This is a genomic window from Streptomyces sp. NPDC044003 (assembly GCF_056435185.1).
Window position 1 is genome coordinate 555,029 of sequence record NZ_JBWKFA010000002.1, and the last position, 24,572, is coordinate 579,600.

The 24,572-nt window shown below is 73.0% G+C and carries 19 protein-coding genes and 3 tRNA genes; 13 read left to right on the top strand and 9 right to left on the bottom strand.

Annotated elements, in window-relative coordinates; all coding sequences use genetic code 11:
• Positions 1-10: 10 nt before the first annotated feature.
• A complete protein-coding gene (locus AC07AW_RS09120) occupies positions 11-772 on the bottom strand; it encodes an aminotransferase class IV (protein WP_478814796.1) in 762 nt (253 codons plus the stop codon).
• A gap of 29 nt (positions 773-801) precedes the next feature.
• Between AC07AW_RS09120 and AC07AW_RS09125 the strand changes: the two genes are divergently transcribed.
• Both AC07AW_RS09125 and cutA read left to right on the top strand, forming a co-directional pair.
• Positions 802-966: a hypothetical protein gene (locus AC07AW_RS09125; protein WP_478814797.1), complete on the top strand. Its 165-nt coding sequence runs from the start codon at positions 802-804 to the stop codon at positions 964-966.
• Positions 963-1,682 carry a divalent cation tolerance protein CutA gene (gene cutA, locus AC07AW_RS09130; RefSeq protein WP_478814798.1) on the top strand — a complete coding sequence of 240 codons (720 nt, stop codon included), beginning with the start codon at positions 963-965 and terminating at the stop codon, positions 1,680-1,682. The genes AC07AW_RS09125 and cutA overlap by 4 nt, the downstream gene beginning before the upstream one ends.
• Here the strand turns inward: cutA and AC07AW_RS09135 are convergent.
• Genes AC07AW_RS09135 through AC07AW_RS09145 form a run of 3 tightly spaced genes read right to left on the bottom strand, consistent with a single transcriptional unit; the run spans position 1,669 to position 5,303 of the window.
• Positions 1,669-3,780, bottom strand: a complete 2,112-nt coding sequence (locus tag AC07AW_RS09135) for a molybdopterin oxidoreductase family protein (RefSeq protein ID WP_478814799.1) — start codon at positions 3,778-3,780, stop codon at positions 1,669-1,671. The two genes, cutA and AC07AW_RS09135, sit on opposite strands and share 14 nt — an antisense overlap.
• Before the next feature lie 45 nt (positions 3,781-3,825).
• Positions 3,826-4,542, bottom strand: a complete 717-nt coding sequence (locus AC07AW_RS09140) for a SanA/YdcF family protein (protein WP_478814800.1) — start codon at positions 4,540-4,542, stop codon at positions 3,826-3,828.
• A gap of 38 nt (positions 4,543-4,580) precedes the next feature.
• Positions 4,581-5,303, bottom strand: a complete 723-nt coding sequence (locus AC07AW_RS09145; protein WP_478814801.1) for an aquaporin — start codon at positions 5,301-5,303, stop codon at positions 4,581-4,583.
• A 77-nt stretch (positions 5,304-5,380) separates the two neighbouring features.
• Here AC07AW_RS09145 and AC07AW_RS09150 point away from each other — a divergent pair, with 77 nt between their 5' ends.
• The 7 genes from AC07AW_RS09150 (at position 5,381) to AC07AW_RS09180 (ending at position 16,592) form a co-directional block, all read left to right on the top strand.
• Complete coding sequence (locus tag AC07AW_RS09150) at positions 5,381-6,085, top strand: hypothetical protein (protein ID WP_478814802.1); 705 nt, start codon at positions 5,381-5,383, stop codon at positions 6,083-6,085.
• Positions 6,086-6,249: 164 nt separating this feature from the next.
• On the top strand, positions 6,250-7,110 hold the full coding sequence (locus AC07AW_RS09155) for a sirohydrochlorin chelatase (protein WP_478814803.1): 861 nt from the start codon (positions 6,250-6,252) through the stop codon (positions 7,108-7,110).
• Positions 7,111-7,192: 82 nt separating this feature from the next.
• The gene (locus AC07AW_RS09160; RefSeq protein ID WP_478814804.1) at positions 7,193-10,747 is read left to right on the top strand and encodes an NB-ARC domain-containing protein; all 3,555 of its coding nucleotides are present in this window, start codon (positions 7,193-7,195) and stop codon (positions 10,745-10,747) included.
• A gap of 59 nt (positions 10,748-10,806) precedes the next feature.
• Entirely contained in the window at positions 10,807-12,162 is a 1,356-nt protein-coding gene (locus AC07AW_RS09165; RefSeq protein WP_478814805.1) for a deoxyguanosinetriphosphate triphosphohydrolase, read from the top strand.
• A gap of 117 nt (positions 12,163-12,279) precedes the next feature.
• Positions 12,280-13,539, top strand: a complete 1,260-nt coding sequence (locus tag AC07AW_RS09170; RefSeq protein ID WP_478814806.1) for an NAD(P)/FAD-dependent oxidoreductase — start codon at positions 12,280-12,282, stop codon at positions 13,537-13,539.
• Positions 13,540-13,568: 29 nt separating this feature from the next.
• Positions 13,569-15,461, top strand: a complete 1,893-nt coding sequence (gene dnaG, locus AC07AW_RS09175; protein WP_478814807.1) for a DNA primase — start codon at positions 13,569-13,571, stop codon at positions 15,459-15,461.
• Positions 15,462-15,599: 138 nt separating this feature from the next.
• Positions 15,600-16,592: an RNA polymerase sigma factor gene (locus tag AC07AW_RS09180; protein ID WP_478815317.1), complete on the top strand. Its 993-nt coding sequence runs from the start codon at positions 15,600-15,602 to the stop codon at positions 16,590-16,592.
• On the opposite strand, the gene AC07AW_RS09185 is transcribed toward AC07AW_RS09180, so the two are convergent.
• The 5 genes from AC07AW_RS09185 to AC07AW_RS09205 form a co-directional block, all read right to left on the bottom strand.
• Positions 16,589-17,332 carry a hypothetical protein gene (locus tag AC07AW_RS09185; RefSeq protein ID WP_478814808.1) on the bottom strand — a complete coding sequence of 248 codons (744 nt, stop codon included), beginning with the start codon at positions 17,330-17,332 and terminating at the stop codon, positions 16,589-16,591. The genes AC07AW_RS09180 and AC07AW_RS09185 overlap by 4 nt on opposite strands.
• 61 nt (positions 17,333-17,393) lie before the next feature.
• The gene (locus AC07AW_RS09190; RefSeq protein ID WP_478814809.1) at positions 17,394-19,349 is read right to left on the bottom strand and encodes an ABC transporter ATP-binding protein; all 1,956 of its coding nucleotides are present in this window, start codon (positions 19,347-19,349) and stop codon (positions 17,394-17,396) included.
• A complete protein-coding gene (locus AC07AW_RS09195; RefSeq protein ID WP_478814810.1) occupies positions 19,349-21,082 on the bottom strand; it encodes an ABC transporter ATP-binding protein in 1,734 nt (577 codons plus the stop codon). Before AC07AW_RS09195 ends, AC07AW_RS09190 begins: the two co-directional genes overlap by 1 nt.
• 96 nt (positions 21,083-21,178) lie before the next feature.
• Positions 21,179-22,618 carry an FGGY family carbohydrate kinase gene (locus AC07AW_RS09200; protein WP_478814811.1) on the bottom strand — a complete coding sequence of 480 codons (1,440 nt, stop codon included), beginning with the start codon at positions 22,616-22,618 and terminating at the stop codon, positions 21,179-21,181.
• A gap of 119 nt (positions 22,619-22,737) precedes the next feature.
• Positions 22,738-23,037, bottom strand: coding sequence for a YtxH domain-containing protein (locus AC07AW_RS09205; protein ID WP_478814812.1), 300 nt, complete (start codon positions 23,035-23,037; stop codon positions 22,738-22,740).
• Between the two features lie 136 nt (positions 23,038-23,173).
• Here AC07AW_RS09205 and AC07AW_RS09210 point away from each other — a divergent pair.
• From AC07AW_RS09210 to AC07AW_RS09225, 4 genes are all read left to right on the top strand, one after another.
• Positions 23,174-23,246: transfer RNA gene (locus tag AC07AW_RS09210), tRNA-Asn, on the top strand.
• A 5-nt stretch (positions 23,247-23,251) separates the two neighbouring features.
• A tRNA-Asn gene (locus AC07AW_RS09215) sits at positions 23,252-23,324 on the top strand.
• Between the two features lie 166 nt (positions 23,325-23,490).
• A tRNA-Ile gene (locus tag AC07AW_RS09220) sits at positions 23,491-23,564 on the top strand.
• A gap of 635 nt (positions 23,565-24,199) precedes the next feature.
• On the top strand, positions 24,200-24,572 hold a 373-nt coding region (locus tag AC07AW_RS09225), incomplete at its 3' end, for a hypothetical protein (RefSeq protein WP_478814813.1).

A 24,572-nucleotide genomic window follows, 5' to 3' on the forward strand; every position in this document is an offset into this window, starting at 1 on the left:
CCCGCTCGGTCTAGAGCCTGTTCCACTCCACGGAGTCGTATGCCGAGTACACCTGCCCCATCAGCTCCTCGTCCACCGCGAACGCCGTCTCGTCGATCGCCGTCACGGGCGCGATCGTCCGGGAGTTGGTCACGAACGCGGCCCGGTAGCCCGGGAGATCGGCCAGGGTGACCGGCCGCCGGACCGAGGGCAGGCGCGGCTCCAGGAGGGCCATGGTGATCCCGGCGAGGCAGGGCGCCGACGGCCAGATCACCGAAGTGCCGTCCCAGAAGGCGATGTTGGTGATCGCCCCCTCGGCGATCTCGCCGTACGGGGAGGTCAGCAGGGCCTCGTCGAAGCCGGCCCGCCGGGCCGCCTCACCGTGGTAGCGCTGGCCGAAGCCGCCCAGGTGCTTGATGTGCGGCGCGGGCCGCCAGTAGTCGACGGTCGTCAGGCGCTGCGGGGCGCCGGGGCCGTCGGGGGCAGGGTCGGCGACCGTCACCGCGGTGCGGACGCCCGGGTACACGTACACCCGGACCGAGGCGTCCCGACGCCCGGCGTTCTCGAGGGCCCCGGTGACGAGCTCGCGCACCTGCTTGCCGTCCAGCTCCCGGCCGAAGAGCTCGCGGGTCGAGCGGTCGAGGCGGTCGAGGTGGAACGCGAGCCCCTTCACGCGCCCGTCCCGTACCTGCATCGCCGTGAAGTGCCCGTAGCCGCTCATGAGGGCGGCGAGGAGCGGCGGATCGGTTGCCGGGGCCCCGTCGATCTCGATGTGCGGGGGAGGTGTCGTCATAGCCTCACCGTACGGCGCCGGGGCGGCACTTGACCTCGACGGGACTCCGACGGGACTCCGACGGGACTCCGGCAGGGCTCCCGATCGGACTCCGCGCGATCGCCGAGCAGGGCACCCACGAGGAACCCCTCGCCGTCGGCGGCGCCTACGCCCGGCTGCACGCGGCCCGGTTCGCCCGTACGGTGGAGACGTGATCGTGACCGTCCGTACCACCACCGACGCCCGCGCCAAGGCCGACGCCCTGGCGCGCGGCGCCGTCGAGGCCCGGCTCGTCGCCTGCGCGCAGATCTCGGGGCCCGTCACCTCCGTCTACCACTGGCACGGCGCGATCGAGACCGCCGAGGAGTGGGAGGTGGTGTTCAAGACCACCGAGGCCCGCTACCAGGCCCTGGAGGCGCACCTCCTCGCCGCCCACGACTACGAGACGCCCGAGATCCTCGCCACCCGGGTGAACCGGGTCAGCGAGGAGTACGCCCGCTGGGTCGAGCGGGAGACCGCGGGGGCGGTGGAGATCGAGACCCCGGTCTCCGACGAGCGGCCGTTCTTCGTGTACGGGACGCTGCGCCCGGGCGCGTACAACCACGACCGGTTCCTCGCCGGCCGGATCGGCACCGAGGCGGACGCCGTGCTGCACGGGGCGGTCCTGCACGACGGGCCGGGCTATCCGTACGTCGTCCCGGCGGCGGAGGGCCGGGTGGTCGGCACCCTGCTCACGCCCTCGCCCGGCGACTACAGCGACCTGTTCGGCCTGCTCGACCGCCTGGAGCTGCCCGTCGGCTACGAGCGGGTGGCGATGGACGTCGTACGGGTACGGGACGGGGCGCGGGTGTCCGCCTGGGTGTTCCTGGCGGCGCCGGACGCGCCCCTGGGCCCGGTCATCGAGAGCGGCGACTGGTTCATGCGCCCGTAGCCCCGCCCCGCTGGTCGGCGACCGGCTCCAGACGCACCGCGCACACCTTGAACTCGGGCATCCGCGAGACCGGGTCGAGCGCCGGGTTCACCAGGGTGTTCGCCCGCCCCTCCCCGTACCAGTGGAACGGCATGAAGACGGTGTCCGGCCGGATCGACGCGGTGATCCGGGCCGGGGCGACGGCCCGCCCGCGCCGCGAGACCACCGCGATCCGCTCGCCCTCGGCGACCCCGAGCCGCTCGGCGAGGCGGGGGTGCAGCTCCACGAAGGGGCCGGGCGCGGCGGCGTTCAGCTCGTCGACCCGGCGGGTCTGCGCCCCCGACTGGTACTGGGACACGACCCGGCCGGTGGTCAGGACCACCGGGTAGTCGGCGTCCGTCTCCTCGGCCGCCGCCCGGTGCACCACCGGCACGAACCGGGCCCGCCCGTCGGCCGTCGCGAACCGGTCGAGGAAGAGCCGGGGCGTCCCCGCGTGCTCGGGCTCGGGGCAGGGCCAGAAGACGCCCTGCTCCTCCTCGATCCGCCGGTAGCTGATGCCCGCGTAGTCGGCGGGGCCGCCCGCCGAGGCGCGGCGCAGCTCCTCGAAGACCTCCTCCGCGTCGGTCGGGAAGCCCTTCTCCCAGCCGAGCAGTCCGGCGAGCCCGTGCAGCACCTCCAGGTCGCTTCGGACGCCCGGGGGAGGGGTGAGGGCGCGGCGGCGCAGCAGCACCCGGCCCTCCAGGTTGGTCATCGTCCCCGTCTCCTCCGCCCACTGGGTCACGGGCAGGACGACGTCGGCGAGTTCGGCGGTCTCGGAGAGCACCACGTCGGCGACGGCGAGGAAGTCGAGCGACCGCAGCCGGCCCTCGATGTGCGCGGCGCGCGGCGCGGAGACCACCGGGTTGGAGCCCATGAGGAGCAGCGCCTTCACCTCGCCGCCGAGCGCGTCGAGGAGCTCGTACGCGCTCCGCCCGGGCCCCGGCAGCGACTCCGGCGCGACGCCCCACACGCCGGCGACGTGCGCGCGGGCGGCCGGGTCGTCGAGCTTGCGGTAGCCGGGGAGCTGGTCGGCCTTCTGGCCGTGCTCGCGGCCGCCCTGGCCGTTGCCCTGGCCGGTCAGGCAGCCGTAGCCGCTGAGCGGCCGGCCGGCCCGGCCGGTGGCGAGGCAGAGGTTGATCCAGGCGCCGACGGTGTCGGTGCCCTTGGACTGCTGCTCGGGGCCGCGGGCGGTCAGGACCATGCCGCTGTCGGCGTCGCAGAACATGGCGACGGCCTCGCGGAGCTGCGGCACGGGGATGCCGGTGATCCGCTCGACGTGCTCGGGCCAGTGCGACATGGCTCCGGCGCGGGCGCCCTCCCAGCCGTCGGTGCGTGCGGCGACGAACTCCTCGTCCACCCGTCCCTCGGCGACCACGAGGTGGAGCATGCCGAGGGCGAGCGCGAGGTCGGTGCCGGGGCGCGGCGCGAGGTGCAGATCGGCCTGCTCGGCGGTGCGGGTGCGGCGCGGGTCGACGACGATCAGTTTCCCGCCGTTCTCCTTCAGCTCCGTGAGGTAGCGCAGGGCGGGCGGCATCGTCTCGGCGAGGTTGGAGCCGACGAGGATCACGCAGCCGGTCTTGGGGATGTCCTCCAGGGGGAAGGGGAGTCCCCGGTCGAGGCCGAAGGCCCGCTGGTGGGCAGCGGCGGCCGAGGACATGCAGAAGCGGCCGTTGTAGTCGATCTGCGAGGTGGCGAGGACGAGCCGGGCGAACTTGCCCAGGGTGTACGCCTTCTCGTTGGTGAGGCCGCCGCCGCCGAAGACCCCCACGGCATCGGGACCGTGGTCGGCGCGGGTCCGGCGCAGCCCGTCGGCGACGGCGGCGAGTGCCTCCTCCCAGGAGGCGGGTTCCAGGGCCCCTGTGTCAGGGCGTCGGACCAGGGGCTCGGTGAGCCTGACCCGGGAGGAGAGTACGGAGGGGGCGGTGCGGCCCTTGCCGCACAGGGCGCCCCGGTTGACGGGGAAGTCGGTCCGCTCGACCACCTCGGCGGGCAGCTCCGGGGTGCCGGTGGGGCGGAGCGACATGCCGCACTGCAGGGCGCAGTAGGGGCAGTGGGTGGGCACGGTGGCGGCGTCGGACATGCCGCCAGGATGCGTCCGGCGTGTTACGCGGGGCGGCGCGGCGTATTACGGGCGCGGTGCCATGCCCTCCGCCGGCCGGGCGGCATCGGGTGAGGCCAGCGCCTCGGCGACGCCCTTCTCCTCGGGACCCAGGAAATGCGGATCGGGGCGGAGCCCGGCGTCGAGGGCGGCCTTGCCGGCGGCGAAGAGCTCGCGGGTGGTGCCGTAGTACCAGGTGCGGTCGTGGGGTTCGGGGACCCCGACCCCGTACGAGTCGACCCCGGCGCGGTCGCACAGGGCGACGGCCCGCTTGATGTGGAAGTCCTGGGTGACGAGGACGGCCCGGTCGACGCCGAACACCTTCCGGGCGCGGACGCAGGAGTCCCAGGTGTCGAAGCCCGCGTAGTCGCTGACGATCCGGCCGTCCGGCACGCCGCGCGCGGTGAGGTAGGTGCGCATGGCGCTCGGCTCGTCGTACGCGGTCCGGCTGTTGTCGCCGGTGACGAGGAGGACCCGGACCTTGCCCGTGCGGTACAGCTCGGCGGCGGTGTCGAGGCGGTGCGCGAGGTACGGGGTCGGGCGCCCCTTCCAGAGGCCGGCGCCGAAGACGACGGCGACGTCCCGGGCGGGCACGTCGGCGGTGGTACGGAGCTTCCCGGCGGCTGCGGACTGCATCCAGGTGGCCGGGGCGAGGGCGAGGACGGCGCCCAGCATCACGGCCTGGACGGTACGGCGGCGGGCCCGGGTGGTGCGGGGGATCGACCGGGTGAGCCGTGCCGGCATGCGGGACCTCCGGGGAGCGTGGGGCGGTGTTCGGTCTGTCACTCCGTCCGACGCGCATCGCCGGTGATCGGTTCGCCGGATGCCGCGCGTGTTCCGTACAACACACCCGCGAGGCCCATGCCGAGGAGCATGCCGAGCAGCTGGGCGGCGGCGAAGGCGGGCACGGAGGCGGGGGCGATGCCGGTGAAGGAGTCGGAGAGGGCGCGGCCGACGGTGGCCGCCGGATTGGCGAAGGACCCGGAGGAGGTGAACCAGATGGCCGCGCCGATGTAGCAGGCGACGGCGACGGGGGCGAGGGCGGGACGGCCGAGGTGGCCGAGGCCCCGCACGACGAGTACGAGCCCCGCGGTGGCGACGGCCTCCCCGAGCAGCAGATGCAGCGCCGAGCGCGGCTCGGTGGCCCAGGAACCGGGTGCCCGCCCGAACATGGCCTCGGCGAGCAGGGCGCCGGAGACGGCCCCGGCGAGCTGGGCGGCGATGTAGGCGAGGACGTCGCGCCCCTTGCCGTCGTGTCGCCGGGACCACCACTCGGAGAGGGTCACGACGGGGTTGAAGTGGGCGCCGGAGAGCGGGCCGATGAGGGCGATGAGCAGGCCGAGGCCGAGGGCGGAGGCGGCGGCGTTGGCGAGCAGCCGGACGCCGATGTCCTGGCTGAGGGAGTCGGCGCGGATGCCGGAGCCGACGATGACGGCGACGAGGGAGGCGGTGCCGATGAACTCGGCTGCGGCGCGCCGGGGGAGCGCGGGCGGGGACATTCTCATAGTGGAAAAGATATTCCGTGATTCGGAATGAAAAAAGAGGGGAGGAGAGGGGCGTGACCCTCGTACGATCCGCTTTCATGATCATTGACGACGAGGTCCTCGGGGACGCGGTCCGCAACAACGCCGAGTGGTGCCAGACGATGTGCCGCGCCCACGGCCTGACCGGCACCTTCGGCCCCCGCGCCTGGACGAGCGCGGCCCGCACGCCGCTGTACTACCCGGACGCGGTGACACTGACGGAGCAGGCGGAGGTGGGGGACGTCGTGGCGGGCATCGACCGCACGACGGCCGGGGCGTCGGTGAAGGACAGGTACGCGCGCGTGGACCTGACGTCGGAGGGCTTCCGCCTCCTCTTCGAGGCGCAGTGGATAGCCCGCCCGGCAGGCCTCCCGACCCCCTCCACGGTCGGCGACTGGCGGGAGGTCCGCACCCCCGCCGAACTGGCGGCCTGGGCGCTCGCGTGGAGCGGGGACGACGCCGAGGACGCGGAGCTCTTCCGCCCCGAACTCCTGGCGGACCCGGCGACGACGATCGTGGCGGGCCACGCGGCGGACGGGCGGATCCTGGGCGGGGCGGTACTGAGCGCGAGCGCGCGCGTGACGGGTGTCTCCAACCTCTTCGCGACCGGGGACACGGACCCGGCCTCCGTCTGGGCGGGCGCCCTGGCGTCCGCGCCGACGGACCGGCCGGTCGTCGGCTACGAATCCTCCGCGGACCTGCCCCCGGCGCGCGAGGCGGGCTTCAGGGAACTGGGCCCGCTGAGGGTCTGGCTGAGCGCGTAACGAACCGGGGCGGCGCCCCGGCCCGCACCGGGCCGGGGTGGCGCCCCCGCCCCGTGCGGGCCGGGGTGGCGCCCACAACGGGGCGGGCGCGCGCGTGAGGTCGGCGCAAAGACACGTCACCCCGGCGAAACCCCCAGGCAACGCACCCCCGTCACGATCGGTCCATGACGCACCCGGACGCCACGTTCGACAGCGCCGCCGAGCTGCTCGGCAGGATCGGCGAGCAGCTCGGGACCCGGCTCGGCCACGTACGCCCGTACGGCCGCCGCGACGAGGAGGCACCCCCGCCGATGACCCCCGCCCCCACCCTCCTCGCCGTGGGCCACGGCAGCCGTGACCCCCGCGCCCGCGCCACCCTCTCCCACCTCCTCGACCGCGTCCGCGAGCTCCGCCCGGGGCTGGACGTCCGCCTCGCCCACATCGAGCTGAACGCGCCGCTGCTCGACGAGACCCTCCAGGACCTCGCCGCGGAGGGCCGGGAGGCCGTACTCGTCCCCCTCCTCCTCGCCCCCGGCCACCACGTCACCCACGACCTGCCCGCCGCGGTCGCCGCCGCACCGCGCCTCCGCGCCCGCGTGGCCGAACCCCTCGGCGCCCACCCCCTCCTCGTCGAGGCCCTCGCCGACCGCCTCGCCGAGGCCGGCTGGACCCCCGACGAGGGGGACGGGGTCGTCCTTGCCTCCGCCGGCTCCCGCGACCCCCGGTCCCGCGCCGAGATCCGCCGGATCGCCGCCCTCCTCGGCGAGCGCCTCGGCGGCGTCCCCGTCGTCCCCGCGTACGCCTCGGCCGCCGCGCCCACCGTCCCCGACGCGATACGCGCCCTGGCCGCCCGCGGCCGGCACCGGGTCGCCGTCGCCTCCTGCTTCACCGCGCCCGGCCTCTTCGCCACCCGCGCCGCCGCCCACGCCCCCTGGCTCGCCGCCGAACCGCTCGGCGCCCACCCGGCCCTGGCCCGCCTGGTGCTGCACCGCTACGACCAGGCGCCGGCCCGCGCCGCGCACCGGGAGCTCCTCGCCGCCGGGTGACCCCGGCCACGCACGGCCGAATCACGTCACCCGCGCTCCGGCACCTGACTATCGTCGGGCGATCGGGACAAGGGGGTGACCAGTGCGGGGTGTCGTCAAGGGCGTGTCGCTGGCCGGAATCGCCGCGGCCGTGGCCGTGTTGGCCTCGCTGGCGGCCAACGCCGCCACGTCCGAGGACCGTTGGCCCGGCGTGCTGGACCGGATCCGGCAGCAGCCCTGGTGGTGGGTGGCCGGACTCGCCGCCGTCGCCGTCCTCGTGGCCGTCGGCACGGCCTGGCGGCAGGAGCGCGGCGCCGCGACGGCGGGCGACCCGCCACCGCCGCCCCCGCAGACCGTCCCCGACTGGGTGGTCGACCGCGCCGAACGGGCCCGCACCGTCAAGGCCGTGTGCCGCACCCGCCGCCGCGGACGCGGCCGTACGGTCGCCCTCACCACCTCCCTCGAAGGCGCCGGCGGCTTCGGCAAGACGGTCCTCGCCCGGGCCGTGGCGGCAAGTCCCCGCGTCCGCAGGCGCTTCCGCGGCCGCATCTACACCGTCACGATCGGCCGTGACGTCCGCGGCCGGGCCGCCATCGCGGCGAAGGTCGCCGAGGCCACCCGCTTCATCACCGACGACACCACCGCCTTCGACGACCCCGGCCTCGCGGGCGACCACCTCGGCCGCCTCCTCGACCGGCGGCCCCGCACCCTGCTGCTCCTCGACGACGTCTGGGAGGCCGAACAGCTCGAACCCTTCCTGCGCGGTGGTGCCCGATGCGTCCGGCTCGTCACCACCCGCGTCCCCGGCGCCCTGCCGCGCGACACGGAACGGGTCCGCGTCGACGAGATGTCCCCCGACCAGGCCCGCTCCGTCCTCACCTGGGAACTGCCCGGGCTCCCCGAGACCCTCGTACGCGACCTCCTGGAGGCAACCGGCCGCTGGGCGCTCCTGCTGCGCCTCACCAACCGCCTGATCGCCCGCCGGATCGCCACCGGCAGCGACCCCGCGCACGCCGCGGCGGAGACCCTGCGCAGTCTCGCCGCGCACGGCCCGGCCGCGGTCGACTCCGACCCGGCGACGCTCGACCTCGACGACCCGGTCCGCCGCGCCCAGGCCGTACGGGCCACGGTGGAGGCGGCCCGGACGCTGCTCCCGGCCGGCGGCGACCGGCGCCTCGCGGAGCTGGCCGTCTTCGCCGAGGACGAGTCCGTCCCCGTCCCGCTGATCGCCCGCCTCTGGGCGGCCACCGACGGCCTCACCGAGGCCGGGACGCGCTCCCTGTGCGGTGAGCTCGACCGGCTGTCCCTGGTCTCGCTCACGCCCGGCCACGGCGGCCGGATCACCCTCCACGACGTGCTCCGCGACTACCTGCACAAGGAGTTGGGCGATGCGGCCGTGACCGCCCTGCACGGCACGCTCGCCGACGCGGCGGGCCCCGTCCCCTGGGAGCCGCCGGAGGACTCGCGCGGCTACCTCCTCGACCACACCGTCGAGCACCTGCTCGCCGCCGGACGGACAGCGGACGCCGAGCGCGTCGCGAGCCACCTGAACTGGATCGAGACCCGGCTGCACCAGCGCGGTCCCATGGCGCCCTGGGCGGATCTGGCCGCCGTCCCCACCGACATGGCGGCGCGCATGGCCGACGACCTCACCCGCACCGCCCACCTCCTCGGTCCCACCGACCCGCCCGAACTCCTGACGGACGTCCTGCACAGCCGCCTGGAGCCGCTGCCGCTGTGGCGCGACCGGATCGCCGGCCGGCGGACCGCCCCGGAGACCGGCGGCCGGCCCCAGCTCCGCAACCGCCGCACCCCGCCGGATCTGCCCGAACCGGCGTTGCTGCGCACCTTCCACGGCCACACCGGTCCGGTGTGGTCCGTGGCGGTCGCGGCCGACGGCTCGCTCGTCACGGCCGGCGCGGACGGCATGGCCCGAGGCCTCGACCCGAACAGCGGCGGAAGGCTGACGGTGGACGTCCGCGGCCGCATCCGGGCGTTCGCGATGTCCCAGGACGGCACCTGGCTCGCGACGGCCGGGTCCGGCCGCACCGTCCACCTCTGGTCGACGCACCGGGGCACCCCGTCGCGGCTCACCCTCGGGCCGGCCGGGGAACGCGGTGCGTCGGTGGGGGCCCTGGCGATCTCCCGCGTCCTCGGCGACGGGTCCGCCCGCGTCGCGACCGTCGCCACGGACGGCACCCTGGAGGTCTGGCACGCCGATACGGGGGAGCGCCTCGCCTCGGCCGCCCCATGGCGGGGCGACGAGCCCGTCTGTGTGGCGTTCCCCCCGCACCACGACTGGATCGCCGTCGGCGGTCGCCGGACCGGCGTCGTGCCGATGTCCGTGGCGGACCTCGCCCGCGACGAGGCGCGCGTCGCCACCATCGGTCCCCTCGTGAACGCCGTCGCCGTGGCGCCGTCCGGCGACTGGACGGTCTCCGCCGAAGTGAACGGCACGCTGCAGATCTGGGACGAGACCCCGGCCCGCGACCGGTGGCGGATCACGGCACACAGCGGCCCCGCCACCGCCGTGGCGGTGTCACCGGACGGCACGTGGCTGGTGAGCGGGGGAGAGGACGGGACCGTCGCGGTCTGGGACCGGTCGACGCGCGCGTGTCGTGCCCGCTACAAGGCGCACACGGGCCGGGTCCACGCCGTCACGGTCACGCCCGACGGCAGGCGGCTGATCAGCACGGGGGAGGACGGAACGGTCAAGGTCTGGGCCGGCGACGGACCCGAGCGGATCGGGTCCGGCGACGGCGAGGGAATGCGGAGGATCACCGTCGCCGACGGCGGCGGACGGCTGGCCGTCGTGCACCGCGACGGACGGACCCGGCTCTGGGACCCGCTCGGTGACACCTGGAGCAGCCCCCTGTCCTCACGGATCGGCGACGACTACACGGGGCCGGTCGCCTTCGCCCCGTCCGGCAGTCGGTACGCCGTCGGCCACCTGTACCGGGTCGAGGTCAGGACCATCGATCGGTCGTCGGGCGTGCGCCACGCCGTCCTCCGGCTCGGCCACACCGTCACGGCGCAGGCCCTCGCCGTCGCCCCCGACGGCACCTGGATCGCCGTCGCCGACTCCGAAGGCGCGCTTCAGCTGTGGGACCACGCCGCGGAACGGCGGACCGCCGTCCTGCCGGGCCCCTGGGGCGCCGCCGGCCGGGCGCACGCCGTCGCGATCGCCCCCGACGGGACCTGGCTGGCCGTGCTGCGCCACCGGCCGCGGCCCGGGCCGGCAGGCGTCGAGTCCCTCGTGCAGGTGTTCCCGCTCGCACCGTACCGGCGATCGGCCGGCCGCCCCGTCGACCTCCCGCACGACGGGAAGCTGAACGCCCTCGCCGTCACCTCCGACGGCACCCGCCTCCTCACCGCCTCCGCCACCGGCACGGTGAGCTTCTGGGACCCCCGCACCGGCGCCCTGCTCTCCTCCTTCACCGACCCCGACGGTCCCGTCCACGACCTCTCCGTCTCCCCGGACGGCACGTGGATCGCCACCGCCGGCGCCATGCTGCGCGTCCGGAACGCCGCCACCGGCCGCACCGTCGCCGGAGTCCGCGCCGAGACGCCCCTCAGCTCCTGCGCCTGGCTCCAGGACGGGCGCGGCCTCGTCGCCGTCGGCGAACGCGGCCTGTACTCCCACGAGTTCCGGCCCTGAACCCGGATCCCTCTCGCGCCCCGGTCTCGTTTGTCCGTCCCGCCCGTTACCTTCGGTGCATGGAAGGCATCACGGATCCCAAGGACAACGCCGACAGCGACAGCGACAGCGACAGCAACGGCAACGGCAACGCCACCGACACCCCCGGATACGACTCCGCGGCGACCGAGCGCTGGGCCGCCGAGCCCGACAAACGTCCCGGGCGCACCGCCTTCCAGCGGGACCGCGCCCGCGTGCTGCACTCGGCCGCGCTCCGCCGGCTCGCCGGCAAGACGCAGGTCGTCACCCCCGGCACCAGGAGCCACGCCTGGGACGCCAGCCCCCGGACCCGGCTCACCCACTCCCTGGAGTGCGCCCAGGTCGGCCGTGAGCTCGGTGCCGCCCTCGGCTGCGATCCCGACCTCGTCGAGGCGGCCTGCCTCTCCCACGACATGGGCCACCCGCCCTTCGGGCACAACGGCGAGCAGGCGCTCAACGACGTCGCCAAGGACTGCGGCGGCTTCGAGGGGAACGCCCAGTCGCTCCGCCTCCTCACCCGCATCGAGCCCAAGCGCTTCGTCAAGGACGAGGAGGGGGAGCTCGTCAGCGTCGGGCTCAACCTCACCCGCGCCGCCCTCGACGCCGCCACCAAGTACCCGTGGGCGCGCGGCGGTCACCCCGAGGACCCCGGCTCGCCCAAGTTCGGCGTGTACGAGGACGACCTGCCGGTCTTCGAGTGGATCCGGCAGGGCGCCCCCGCCCACCGCAAGTGCTTCGAGGCCCAGGTCATGGACTGGTCCGACGACGTGGCCTACTCGGTGCACGACTTCGAGGACGGGCTGCACGCCGGGCACATCGACCCCAACATGCTGTACGCCGAGCCGGAGCGCGCCGACGTCTTCGCCGTCGCCGTCGGCCGCTACGTACCCGAGGACACCGACCCGCAGGAGCTCGCCGAGGCCTTGGACCGGCTCGTCGACCAGGAGTGGTGGCCGCACGGCTACGACGGCTCGGCCGTCGCCCAGGCCCGCCTCAAGGACGCCACCAGCCAGCTCATCGGCCGCTTCTGCCTCGCCGCCGAGGGCGCGACCCGCCAGGCGTTCGGCTCGGGCCGGCTCACGCGGTACGCCGCCGAGCTCGTCGTCCCGCGCGAGACCCGCAACGAGTGCGCGGTCCTCAAGGCCGTCGCCGACCGGTACGTGATGCAGCGCGCCGAGCAGGAGGCCCTCCGCGCCGACCAGCGGATCGTCGTCGCCGAGCTCGCCGAGGCCCTCGTCGCCCGCGCCCCCGACGGCCTCGAACCGCAGTTCCGGGCCGCGTTCGACAGGGCCCCCGACGACCGGGCCCGCAAGCGCGTCCTCGTCGACCAGATCGCCAACCTCACCGACGCCTCCGCCCGCGCCCTCCACGCCCGCCTCCGCACCCACCGGCCGTAGGGCCTCTTCCGTCACCTCTCTCCGTACGAGACCCTCGCAGGCACGGCCCGGAGAGGTACGACGGGACGAACGCCCGGGGGCGTAGGTTGGAACCGGTCGCAACGAGGAGGAAACGACGTGGTCGACGCAGATCAGACCTTTGTCATCGTCGGCGGGGGCCTGGCAGGGGCCAAAGCGGCGGAGACCCTGCGTTCCGAAGGGTTCAACGGCCGGGTGATCCTCATCGGCGACGAGCGCGACCACCCCTACGAGCGTCCACCCCTCTCCAAGGCCTACCTCATCGGGAAGGACGAGCGCGACTCCGTCTTCGTGCACGAGGCCGCCTGGTACGCGGCGAACGACATCGAGCTGCACCTCGGCCAGACCGTCACCGCCATCGACCGCGGGGCCCGCACCGTCCGTCTCGGCGACGGCACCGTCATCGCCTACGACAAGCTGCTCCTGGCCACGGGCGCCGAGCCGCGCCGCCTCGACATCCCCGGCACCGGCCTCGCCGGCGTCCACCACCTGCGCCGGCTCGCCCACTCCGAGCGGCTCCGGCACGAGCTCAAGCAGCTCGGCCGGGACAACGGCCACCTGGTCATCGCGGGTGCCGGCTGGATCGGCCTGGAGGTCGCCTCCGCCGCCCGTCAGTACGGCGCCGAGGTCACCGTCGTCGAAGCCGACCCCACCCCGCTGCACCGGGTCCTCGGCCCCGAGCTCGGCCAGCTCTTCGCCGATCTGCACACCGACCACGGCGTCCGCTTCCACTTCGGCGCCCGGCTCACCGAGATCGTCGGCCAGGACGGCATGGTCCTCGCCGTCCGCACCGACGACGGCGAGGAGCACCCCGCGCACGCCGTCCTGATCGCCATCGGCGCCGCCCCCCGCACCGGCCTCGCCGAGAACTCGGGCCTCGCCCTCGTCGACCGGGCCGACGGCGGCGGCGTCGCCGTCGACGAGTCCCTGCGCACCTCCGACCCCGACATCTACGCCGCCGGTGACGTGGCCGCCTTCCACCACCCGCTGCTGCACCACCGGCTCCGCGTCGAGCACTGGGCCAACGCCCTCAACGGCGGACCGGCCGCCGCCCGCGCCATGCTCGGGCAGCGCGTCTCCTACGACCGGGTGCCGTACTTCTTCACCGACCAGTACGACCTCGGCATGGAGTACTCCGGCTGGGCGCCGCCCGGCTCGTACGACCAGGTCGTGGTCCGCGGCGACACCGGCAAGCGCGAGTTCATCGCCTTCTGGCTCAAGGAGGGCCGCGTCCTCGCCGGCATGAACGTGAATGTGTGGGACGTCACAGACCCCATCCAGAACCTCATCCGGGCCCGTACGGCCGTGGACCCGGAGGCCCTCGCCGACCCCTCCGTACCCCTGGAGAGCCTGATCTGATCGCTTCGGTTCACCCGTAGAATTCATGCGTGGCAGGCAGGATCAACGATGACGACGTGAAGGCGGTACGGGACGCGGTCCCGATCGACGCCGTCGTGTCCGAGTACCTCCAGCTGCGCAACGCGGGCGGCGGAAACCTCAAGGGCCTCTGCCCCTTCCACGACGAGAAGTCGCCCTCCTTCCAGGTCAGCCCCAGCAAGGGACTCTTCCACTGCTTCGGCTGCCAGGAAGGCGGCGACACCATCGCCTTCGTGATGAAGATCGACCACCTCTCCTTCTCGGAGACGGTCGAGCGCCTCGCCGCGAAGGCGGGCATCACCCTGCGGTACGAGGAGGGCGGCTACAACCCCGGCCACCAGCGCGGGGAACGCATCCGCCTGATCGAGGCCCACAAGATCGCCGCCGATTACTACGCCGGGCAACTCGGCTCCGCCGAGGCCGAGATCGGCCGGAAGTTCCTCGCCGAGCGCGGCTTCGACCAGGCCGCCGCCGAGCACTTCGGCGTCGGCTACTCCCCGGCCGGCTGGGACCACCTCACCCGCTTCCTGCGCGGCAAGGGCTTCTCCGACAAGGAACTGATCCTCTCCGGCCTCTCCCAGGACGGCCGCCGCGGCCCCATCGACCGCTTCCGCGGCCGCCTCATGTGGCCGATCAAGGACGTCGGCGGCGAGATCGTCGGCTTCGGCGCCCGCAAGCTCCGCGACGACGACAACGGCCCCAAGTACCTCAACACGCCCGAGACGCCGATCTACAAGAAGTCCCAGGTGCTCTACGGCATCGACCTGGCCAAGAAGGACATCGCCAAGGTCAGCCGCGCCGTCGTCGTCGAGGGCTACACCGACGTCATGGCCTGCCACCTCGCCGGCGTCACCACCGCCATCGCCACCTGCGGCACCGCCTTCGGCGGCGACCACATCAAGATCCTCCGCCGCCTCCTCATGGACAACGGCTCGGCCCGCGTCATCTTCACCTTCGACGGCGACGCGGCCGGCCAGAAGGCCGCCCTGCGCGCCTTCGAGGACGACCAGAAGTTCGCCGCCGAGACGTACATCGCCATCGCCCCCGACGGCATGGACCCCTGCGAACTCCGCCTCGCCAAGGGCGACGAGGCCGTCGCCGAACTCGTCCAGCCCCGCACCCCGCTCTTCGAGTTCGCCCTCCGCCAGATCGTGCGCCGCTACGACCTGGAGACCCCGGCGGGCCGCGCCGCCGCCCTCGACGAGGCCGCGCCGATCGTCGCGAAGATCAAGAACATCGCCTCCCAGCACGAGGTCGCCGTCCAGCTCGCCGGCATGCTCGGCATCCTCGACACCCAGTTCGTGGTCCGGCGCGTCGCCCAGATCGCCCGCTGGCAGCGCCAGGGCGGCGAGCGGGGCCCCGGCCGGCAGCAGCAGCCCCAGCGGACGTACGACACCCCCGCCCCGGCCGCCGCCCCCTCGGGCCCGGCGCTCAATCTGCGCAGCCCCGCCCACCGCACCGAGCGGGAGCTCCTCAAGCTGGCCCTCCAGCGGCCCGAGCTGGTCTCCCCGGCCTTCGACGCCTACGGGGTCGACGAGTTCACCGCCCCGCCGTACGCGGCCGTCCGGCAGTGCGTCCAGGACGCGGGCGGCGCCACCGGAGCCCCCTCCGACTACCTCGACACCGTCCGCGAGGCCGCCCCCAACGACTCGGTCCGGGCCCTCGTCACCGAACTCGCCGTCGAGACGATCTTCGCCAAGTCCGTCGACGAGGCCTACGCCGGCGACCAGCTCGTCACCGTCCGGCTCCGCGCCGTCGACCGCCGCATCCGCGACGTCCAGGGCACCCTGGCCCGGCTCGGAGCCAACGGCGACCCGGAGCAGCTCGCCGCCGTGCAGAACGAGCTGTGGGTCCTCACCCAGTACGGGCAGTCCCTGAGGAACAACGGCGCCGCCGCGCTCTGACCGTCGGTCACGGTACGGACTCAAAAAGTCACCGCACGCCCCTCGTGGCGGCGATGTGTCGTACCCCACACTGGGTGACGGTGCCGTTCCGCCCCTCCCTGGAGGTCGCCCGCCGTGCAGACCGAGATCCAGACCGAGATCCAGACCACCGAACCGGACGAGCAGGCCGAACTCCCCGAGATACCGGTCCAGCGGCGCCGGACCGACCTCGGCGGCAACGGCCCCTCGTCCGACCTCTTCCGTCAGTACCTGCGCGAGATCGGCCGCATCCCGCTGCTCAGCGCCGAGGAGGAGGTCGACCTCGCGCGCCGCGTCGAGGCCGGACTCTTCGCCGAGGAGAAACTCGCCAACACCCCCGACCTGGACAGTCAGTTGGCGGGCGATCTGGACCGGCTCGTCGTCCTCGGCCGGATCGCCAAGCGCAAGCTCATCGAGGCCAACCTCCGCCTCGTCGTCTCCGTCGCCAAACGGTACGTGGGCCGCGGCCTCACCATGCTCGACCTCGTCCAGGAGGGAAACCTCGGCCTCATCAGGGCCGTCGAGAAGTTCGACTACGCGCGCGGCTACAAGTTCTCCACGTACGCCACCTGGTGGATCCGCCAGGCCATGTCCCGGGCCCTCGCCGACCAGGCCCGGACCATCCGCGTCCCCGTGCACGTCGTCGAACTCATCAACCGGGTCATCCGCGTCCAGCGCCGCATGCTCCAGGAACGCGGTTACGAACCCACCGCCGAAGAGGTCGCCGACCAGCTGGACCTGGCCCCCGAGCGGGTCGGCGAGGTCCTCCGCCTCGCCCAGGAACCCGTCTCCCTGCACGCGCCCGTCGGCGAGGAGGAGGACGTCGCCCTCGGCGACCTCATCGAGGACGGCGACGCCGCCTCACCCGTCGAGTCCGCCGCCTTCCTGCTGCTCCGCCGCCACCTGGAGGACGTCCTGTCCACCCTCGGCGAGCGCGAACGGAAGGTCGTCCAGCTCCGCTACGGCCTCGACGACGGAAGGCCCCGCACCCTGGAGGAGATAGGACGCATCTTCGGCGTGACGCGCGAACGCATCCGCCAGATCGAGTCCAAGACCCTCAACAAACTGCGGGACCACGCCTACGCCGACCAGCTGCGCGGCTACCTGGACTAGGGCCTGTCCCCGACGGTCAGTTCCCAGGAGCCCTCCGCGTCGAACTGCAGGAACAGCGGACCGCCGGGCAGCCGCACGGTGGTCCGCACCCGCCCGCCGTCGTTCACCGGCAGCACGCTCTTCAGCGGATCCAGCGTCGTCAGCCCGGTGACCTCCCAGTACCGCAGGCTGACGTGCCCGCCGCGGCCCGGCTCCCGGCCCCGGAAACGGACGCGGAGGTCGGCCGCCGGGCCCGTGTACAGCAGCGCCTCGTGGCCGACGCCCGTCAGCGTCCCCGTCAGCCTGCGGGCCGCGGCCACCGGCTTCACCCGCAGGATCCAGGCGTCCCGCGCCGAGACGACCAGCTGCGGGGGATGGGTGCGGGGCACCCAGGAGCCCCGGAAGTCCTCGTACAGGACGTTGAAGTAGACCTCGGGGATGTCCTTGCCCTCCGCGGTGAGCGGCCGGACGCCGAAGTGGCCCCCGCCCCGGTGCGCCGCCTCCAGCAGGAAGGGGCCGTCCGGGAACCGTTCGTCGGTCGCGAAGGTCTCCGGGCCCGTCCCCTCGATCGTGAACGGCTCGAAGAGCGGGCCGAAGTCCCAGCCCTCCAGGAGGGTGTACGGCCGGTCCGCAGGGGGGAAACCCGCCCCGCCGGCCCCCGTGCCCGACCAGCCGGGCGGCGCCTGCCCCGGCACCTTGGTCACACCGGTCAACGGCACCGGACCGCCCGGGGATTCAGGAGACTTCGCGAAGTGGCCCATGCCGCACATGATGCGGCACGGGCCACCATGAAGTCGATCATCCGGCCGGTCGGCCGTCCGGTCAGTCGACCTCGGCGACCGCCTGCGCGAACTGCGCCGCGTACAGCCGGGCGTAGGCCCCGCCGGACGACAACAGCTCCTCGTGCGTGCCCTGTTCGACGATCGAGCCGTTCTCCATCACCAGGATCACGTCCGCGTCCCGGATCGTGGAGAGCCGGTGCGCGATGACGAAGCTCGTCCGGCCGTGGGCCAGGCGCGCCATCGCCTTCTGGATGAGGACCTCGGTACGGGTGTCGACCGAGCTGGTCGCCTCGTCCAGGACGAGGATCACCGGGTCGGACAGGAACGCCCGCGCGATGGTGATCAGCTGCTTCTCGCCCGCGCTGACCCCCGCCCCGTCGTCCTCGACGACCGTGTCGTACCCCTCGGGCAGGGTCCGGATGAACCGGTCGGCGTGGGCGGCGCGCGCCGCCTCCTCGACCTCGGCGCGGGTCACCGTGCGCATGGCGCCGTAGGCGATGTTGTCCGCGATGGTGCCGCCGAAGAGCCAGGTGTCCTGGAGGACCATGCCGATGCCCTTGCGCAGCTCCTCGCGGGACATCTTCCCGACGTCCACCCCGTCCAGGGTGATCCGGCCGTCCGTCACCTCGTAGAACCGCATCAGCAGGTTCACCAGGGTCGTCTTGCCGGCGCCGGTCGGGCCGACGATCGCGACCGTCTGGCCCGGGTCGACCGTGAGCGACAGGTCCTCGATGAGCGGCTTGTCCTTCTCGTAACGGAAGGAGACGCCCTCCAGCGCCACCTTGCCCTTGAGGTCCACCGTCCCCCAGCCTTCGGCCGGGGGTGCCCCCATCTCGCTGCTCGGGCTGTCCGGCTCCTGCTCCTCCGCGTCGAGCAGCTCGAAGATCCGCTCCGCCGAGGCGACACCGGACTGCACCAGGTTCGCCATCGACGCGACCTGCGTCAGCGGCATCGAGAACTGGCGCGAGTACTGGATGAAGGCCTGCACGTCACCGATGGACAGGCTGCCGGTCGCCACCCGCAGACCGCCGACCACGGCCACCAGGACGTAGTTGATGTTCGAGACGAAGAACATCACCGGCTGCATCACACCGCTGTTGAACTGGGCCTTGAACCCGGCCTCGTACAGCGCCTCGTTCTGCTCGCGGAAGTCCTTCGCGGACTCCTCCTGCCGGCCGAAGACCTTCACCAGGGCGTGCCCGGTGTACATCTCCTCGATGTGGGCGTTGAGCGCGCCCGTGGACTTCCACTGCTGCACGAAGTGCGGCTGCGAGCGCTTGCCGATCTTCGCCGCGACGAACACCGAGACCGGCACCGTCACCAAGGCCACCAGGGCGAGCAGCGGCGAGATCCAGAACATCATGAAGAGCACGCCGACGATCGTGAGCAGCGAGTTGACCAGCTGGCCCATCGACTGCTGGAGCGTCTGCGAGATGTTGTCGATGTCGTTGGTCGCCCGCGACAGCACCTCACCGCGCTTCGCCTTGTCGAAGTACGACAGGGGGAGCCGCGCCAGCTTCGTCTGGACGTCCTCCCGCATCCGGTAGACCGTCCGGTTGATCACCTTGATCGACATACGGGTGGAGACCAGCATGAGCAGGCCCGCCGCCACGTAGATCGCGAGGACCCACAGCAGGACCTCGCCGACCGCACCGAAGTCGATGCCCTGGCCGGGGGTGAAGTCGACCCCGGACAGCATGTCGGCCATGCCGCCGTCACCGTCGGCGCGGAGCTTCTCCAGGGCCTGGGCCTTCGTGACGCCCTCGGGCATGTTCCGCCCGACGACACCCGCGAAGATCAGGTCCGTCGCCTTGCCGAGGATCTTCGGCCCGACCACGGAGGCCGCCACCGACAGCACGCCCGCGATCAGCATCACCCAGAGCGTGCCGCGCTCGGGCGCCAGCTGCTTGAGCAGCCGCTTGCCCGAGCCCTTGAAGTCCATCGACCGCTGGTCGGGGCCGCCACCGGCCATCATGCGTCCGCCAGGACCGGCCATCAGGCTGCCTCCGCCTCGGTCAGCTGGGAGAGCACGATCTCCCGGTACGTCTCGTTCTCCGCCATCAGCTCACGGTGCCGTCCGGTGCCCACGACCCGGCCCTCGTCGAGGACCACGATCCGGTCGGCGTCGCGGATGGTCGACACGCGCTGGGCGACGATCACCACGGTCGAGTCGGCCGTCTCCTGCGCCAGCGCGGCCCGCAGCAGGGCGTCCGTCTCGTAGTCGAGCGCGGAGAAGGAGTCGTCGAAGAGGTAGATCTCCGGCCGCTGCACGAGCGTCCGCGCGATCGCGAGCCGCTGCCGCTGACCGCCGGACACGTTGGTGCCGCCCTGCGCGATCGGGGCGTTCAGGCCGGCTTCCAGCTTCCGTACGAAGTCGGCGGCCTGGGCGACCTCAAGCGCGTGCCACAGCTCCTCGTCGGTCGCGTCGGGCTTCCCGTACCGAAGGTTCGTCGCCACCGTCCCCGAGAACAGGTACGGCTTCTGCGGGACGAGTCCCACGGTCTTCGCCATCAGCTTCGCGTCGAGCCTCCGCACGTCCACGCCGTCGACGAGTACCTCGCCGCCGGTCGCGTCGAAGAGCCGGGGCACGAGCCCGAGCAGCGTCGACTTGCCGCTGCCCGTCGAACCGATGATCGCGGTCGTCTCACCGGGCCGGGCGACGAGCGCCACGTCCCTGAGGACGGACTCCTCCGCGCCCGGGTACCGGAAGTCCGCGCCCTTGACCTCCAGGTGCCCGCGCCGGAGCAGCTTCGTCACCGGCTCCGCCGGCGGCACGACGCTCGTCTCGGTCCCGAGGACCTCCTCGATGCGCTCGGCGCACACCTCGGCCCGCGGCACCATCATGAACATGAAGGTGGCCATCATCACGGCCATCACGATCTGCATCAGATAGGCGAGGAAGGCGGTCAGCGCGCCGATCTCCATCCCGTTGCTGGCGATGCGGTGCGCGCCGAACCAGACCACGGCCACGCTGGAGACGTTCACGACGGTCATCACCGTCGGGAACATCAGCGCCATCAGCCGACCGGTCGCCATCGACACATCGGTCAGCTCGCCGTTGGCGCCGCGGAAGCGCTCCTCCTCGTACCCGTCCTTCACGAAGGCGCGGATGACCCGGTTGCCGGTGATCTGCTCGCGCAGCACCCGGTTCACCGTGTCGAGGCGCGTCTGCATGGTCCGGAAGAGCGGCCGCATCTTCCGGACGATCAGCGAGACGGCGACGCCGAGGACCGGCACCACCGCGAGCAGCACGGCCGAGAGGGGGACGTCCTGGCCGAGCGCCATCACGATGCCGCCGACACACATGATGGGAGCGGACACCATCAGCGTGAACGCCATCAGGACCAGCATCTGGACCTGCTGGACGTCGTTGGTCGTACGGGTGATCAGCGAGGGCGCGCCGAAGTGGCCGAGTTCCCGGGCGGAGAAGGACTGCACCCGGTCGAAGACCGCGCCGCGCACGTCACGGCCGAGCGCCGAGGCGGTCCGCGCGCCGTAGTACACCGCCCCGATGTTGCAGACGACCTGGACGACGGAGACGCCGACCATCAGGGCGCCGAAGCGCAGGATGTAGCCGGTGTCCCCGTTGACGACACCGTTGTCGATGATGTCGGCGTTCAGGGTCGGCAGGTAGAGGCTCGCGCAGGTCTGCAGGAACTGCAGGAGGACGAGCAGGGCGATGGGTTTTCGATAGGGCCGCAGGTGGGTTCGGAGAAGTCTTATGAGCACGGCTCCTACTATCGCCCGCACCCCGGGAGCGTTACGACTCGGTTTCGGGGCGCGGGCGGAGCCCTGGGAAAGACTTTACGAACCTGCGTGCGACCCTCAGGCGCCGAACGCGCCCGGGTGGATCTGGTCCCGCGTCGCCACGTACTGCTGCCGCACGGCCTGGCCGACCGACAGTTCCCCGCCGGGCTCCAGGATCTGCGCGACCGCGCCCTGCCAGGCCGGGGGAGCGGACGGGGAGAGCGTGCCCCGCGCGACCCCGAGGGCCCAGGCGGCCTGCCGGGCCGCGCCGAGCGCCGCGTAGTCGGCGGGCTGGGGGACGACGACCTGGGCGCCGAAGAGCGCCGGCGCGAGGGCCTGCACGGCCGGCAGGGCGGCGGCCGCGCCGAGCAGGAAGACCCGCCGTACCTCGACACCCCGCCCGCGCAGCACGTCCATGGCGTCGGTGAGCCCGCAGAGCATCCCCTCGAACGCCGCCCGCGCCAGGTGTTCGGGCCTCATCGACTCGCGCCGCAGCCCGCTGAGCGTGCCGGCGGTGTGCGGCAGGTTGGGGGTCCGCTCGCCCTCCAGATAGGGCAGCAGGACGAGCCCGGAGGCGCCGGGCGTCGACTTCAGCGCGAGGGCCGACAGCTCCTCGAGCGACTCCACACCGAGCATCTCGGCGGTCCCGCGCAGCGCCCGTACGGCATTGGAGGTCGAGACGACCGGCAGGTACATGCCGGTGGCGTCGGCGAAGGACGTGATCATGCCGGTGGGGTCGGCGAGGGCCTCGTGGTGGACGGCCATCACGGAGCCGGAGGCGCCGAGGGAGACCACCGCGTCGCCGGGGCCGAGGCCGAGGCCGAGGGCGGCGGCCATCGTCTCGCCGGTGCCGGCGGAGACGAGGAGGCCCTCGGGGGTGATGCCGGCGGCGTCGGAGGGCCCGAGGACCTCGGGCAGCACGGCCTGGTGGCCGAGGGCGAGATCGACGAGGTCGGGGCGGTACGTGCCGGTGCGGACCGACCAGTAGCCGGTGCCGGAGGCGGCGCCGCGGTCCGTCGTGCGGCGGGCGGGCCGGCCGAGCAGCTGCCAGACGAGCCAGTCGTGCGGCTGGAGGACCATGGCGACGCGCTGAGCGTTCTCGGGCTCCGTACGGGCCAGCCAGCGAAGCTTGGCGACCGCCTGTCCGGCACCGGGCACGCTGCCGACGGCCTCGGCCCAGGCCTGCCGTCCGCCCAGGGACTCGACGAGGTCGGCGGCGGCGACCTGCGCCCGCTTGTCGTTGCGGACGAGCGCGGGCCGCACCAGGCCGCCCTGCGCGTCGAGCGGCACGAGCCCGTGCTGCTGCGCGGAGACGCCGATGGCCTCGACACCTTCGAGGAGCCCGCCGGTGGCGGCGTCCCCGAGCGAGAGCAGCCAGGTCTGCGGATCGACGTCGACGGCCTTGGGTTCGCCGGGATGCGCGGCGTACCCCTGCCGCAGTACGGCACCCGTGTCCGTGTCACAGACGACGATGCGTGTGAACTCCGCAGAGCTGTCCAATCCGGCGACTATCCCCATGGCACCTGATTCTGCCGCACGCGAGGGGGTTCAGGCGCTGCCAGTCCCGGATGCGGGGGCTCGGGAGCGGCCGGCGCCGGGTGTGGGGGCTCAGGAGCGGCCGGCGCCGGGTGCGGGGCTCAGGTGTTGCTGGTGCCCCACTCCTCGTCCTCGACCTTGCCGTTGCCCCGGCCGCGCTCGCGCAGCGCGTGGACCCGGTCGGTCACGGAGTGCGGCAGCCGGTCGCCGACGACGTGCAGGGCCTTGCCCGCGGCCTGGCGCCCGGTCTGGGCGGCGGACTCGGTGGCGTTCCGCACGGCCGGGTTCTGCACGAAGTCCTTCGCGGACTTCTTCATCTGTTCGTAGCGCTCGCGTCCGGCCCGCGTGCCGACCACGTAACCGAGGGCGAGTCCCATGACGAACGTCAGCTTGTACCGCACGGCAGCGATCCTTCCCTGGAGGCCCTGGGGATACCGATTGGCGGAGCACCCCCCTGCTTGCGCTAATGTATGTCTCGCAGCGAGCGAGCGCCGCCCGGGAAGGCCCGAGGTGGATCCGATCGGTGCAACGCAGCAATCCCCTGTAGCTCAATTGGCAGAGCAGCCGGCTGTTAACCGGCAGGTTACTGGTTCGAGTCCAGTCGGGGGAGCGCGATCCCCTGTAGCTCAATTGGCAGAGCATTCGGCTGTTAACCGGAGGGTTGCTGGTTCGAGTCCAGCCGGGGGAGCGAGACGGAAGAGGACCCTTCGGGGTCCTTTTTCGCGTCTATGGGAACCATGTGGGGCGCGACGCGGTCTTCATGGTCGAGCAGAGCCGATCATCCGGAGCAGGAGATCGTATGAGCGGCTATGCTGCGGCAGACGGCGCGCACACATGTACGCGCCTCACCGTACGGGGCGGTAGCTCAGCCGGTTAGAGCAGCGGACTCATAATCCGTCGGCCGTGGGTTCGAGTCCCACCCGCCCCACCGCAGCAGAAACGTCGTGACCAGCGGAAACGCCCCTGAAGGGGTGTTTCCGCATGCGGTGCTCGCCTCCCGCCTGTGCGGCGAGGGGCGCCCCTGGTCCGCCCCACCGGGCCCGGGCCTTCCCGGCCTGGGGTTTCAGGTGGAACGTGAGTGTGAAACCACGACGATGTTCCCACGCCGATCCCACGGCCCCTGCGTGTGACACGCCGCACATCGAGTCGAATTTCTGGCGCCTTGTCGACACTCCGGTCCTCAGGCCCGGCTGGTCGTTCCTGCGGCTCGCCGGGGAGATCGGACCGCGCCGTGCCCTCGCCGCGCAGAGGCGGCATGTCACCGCCCCGCCCGTAGGAGCCGCGGACCGATACGCATCCGGCGCGAAGGGCGGGTCATTCCTAGGAGTGACGCAGAGAAACGGGCCCGACGACAGGACGGCGCAGGGAGTAACGGGAGCGTGTCGGCGGGGGCGGACGACTCCGCGAGGTGCGGTGCGCGATGCCCACGGCCGTTCGTATGGAGCCCGTATGCACCATCCCAAGTGGCGGGCGATTGCACAGCAGCTGACGGTGAGCCATGTCGCCGCGTATCGAGAGCCGACAGTGGGTCAGCTGACGCGGCGGACGAAAGGAAGTCCACCGATGCGCTCTGCCCGCATTCTCTTCGCCGCGGCCGCCACCGCCGGCACCCTGGCGCTCGCCGCACCCGGCGCCTACGCGATCACCGCAGGTGACTGGGACGGCTCCTCCCAGAGCCAGGAAAACGACCACGGCAAGCCGAAGACCGAGAAGGAGCACGACAAGGGCGGCCAGTGGGAGAAGGAGCAGGAGAAGCCGAAGGGCGGCATGCACACCGGCTCCGGCGCTCTGTCCCTCGTCGACGGCGACGACTGGTCCAAGGAGCACGACAAGGGCGGGAAGACCGAGAAGGAGCACGACAAGGGCGGCCAGTGGGAGAAGGAGCAGGAGAAGCCGAAGGGCGGCATGCACACCGGCTCCGGCGCTCTGTCCCCGT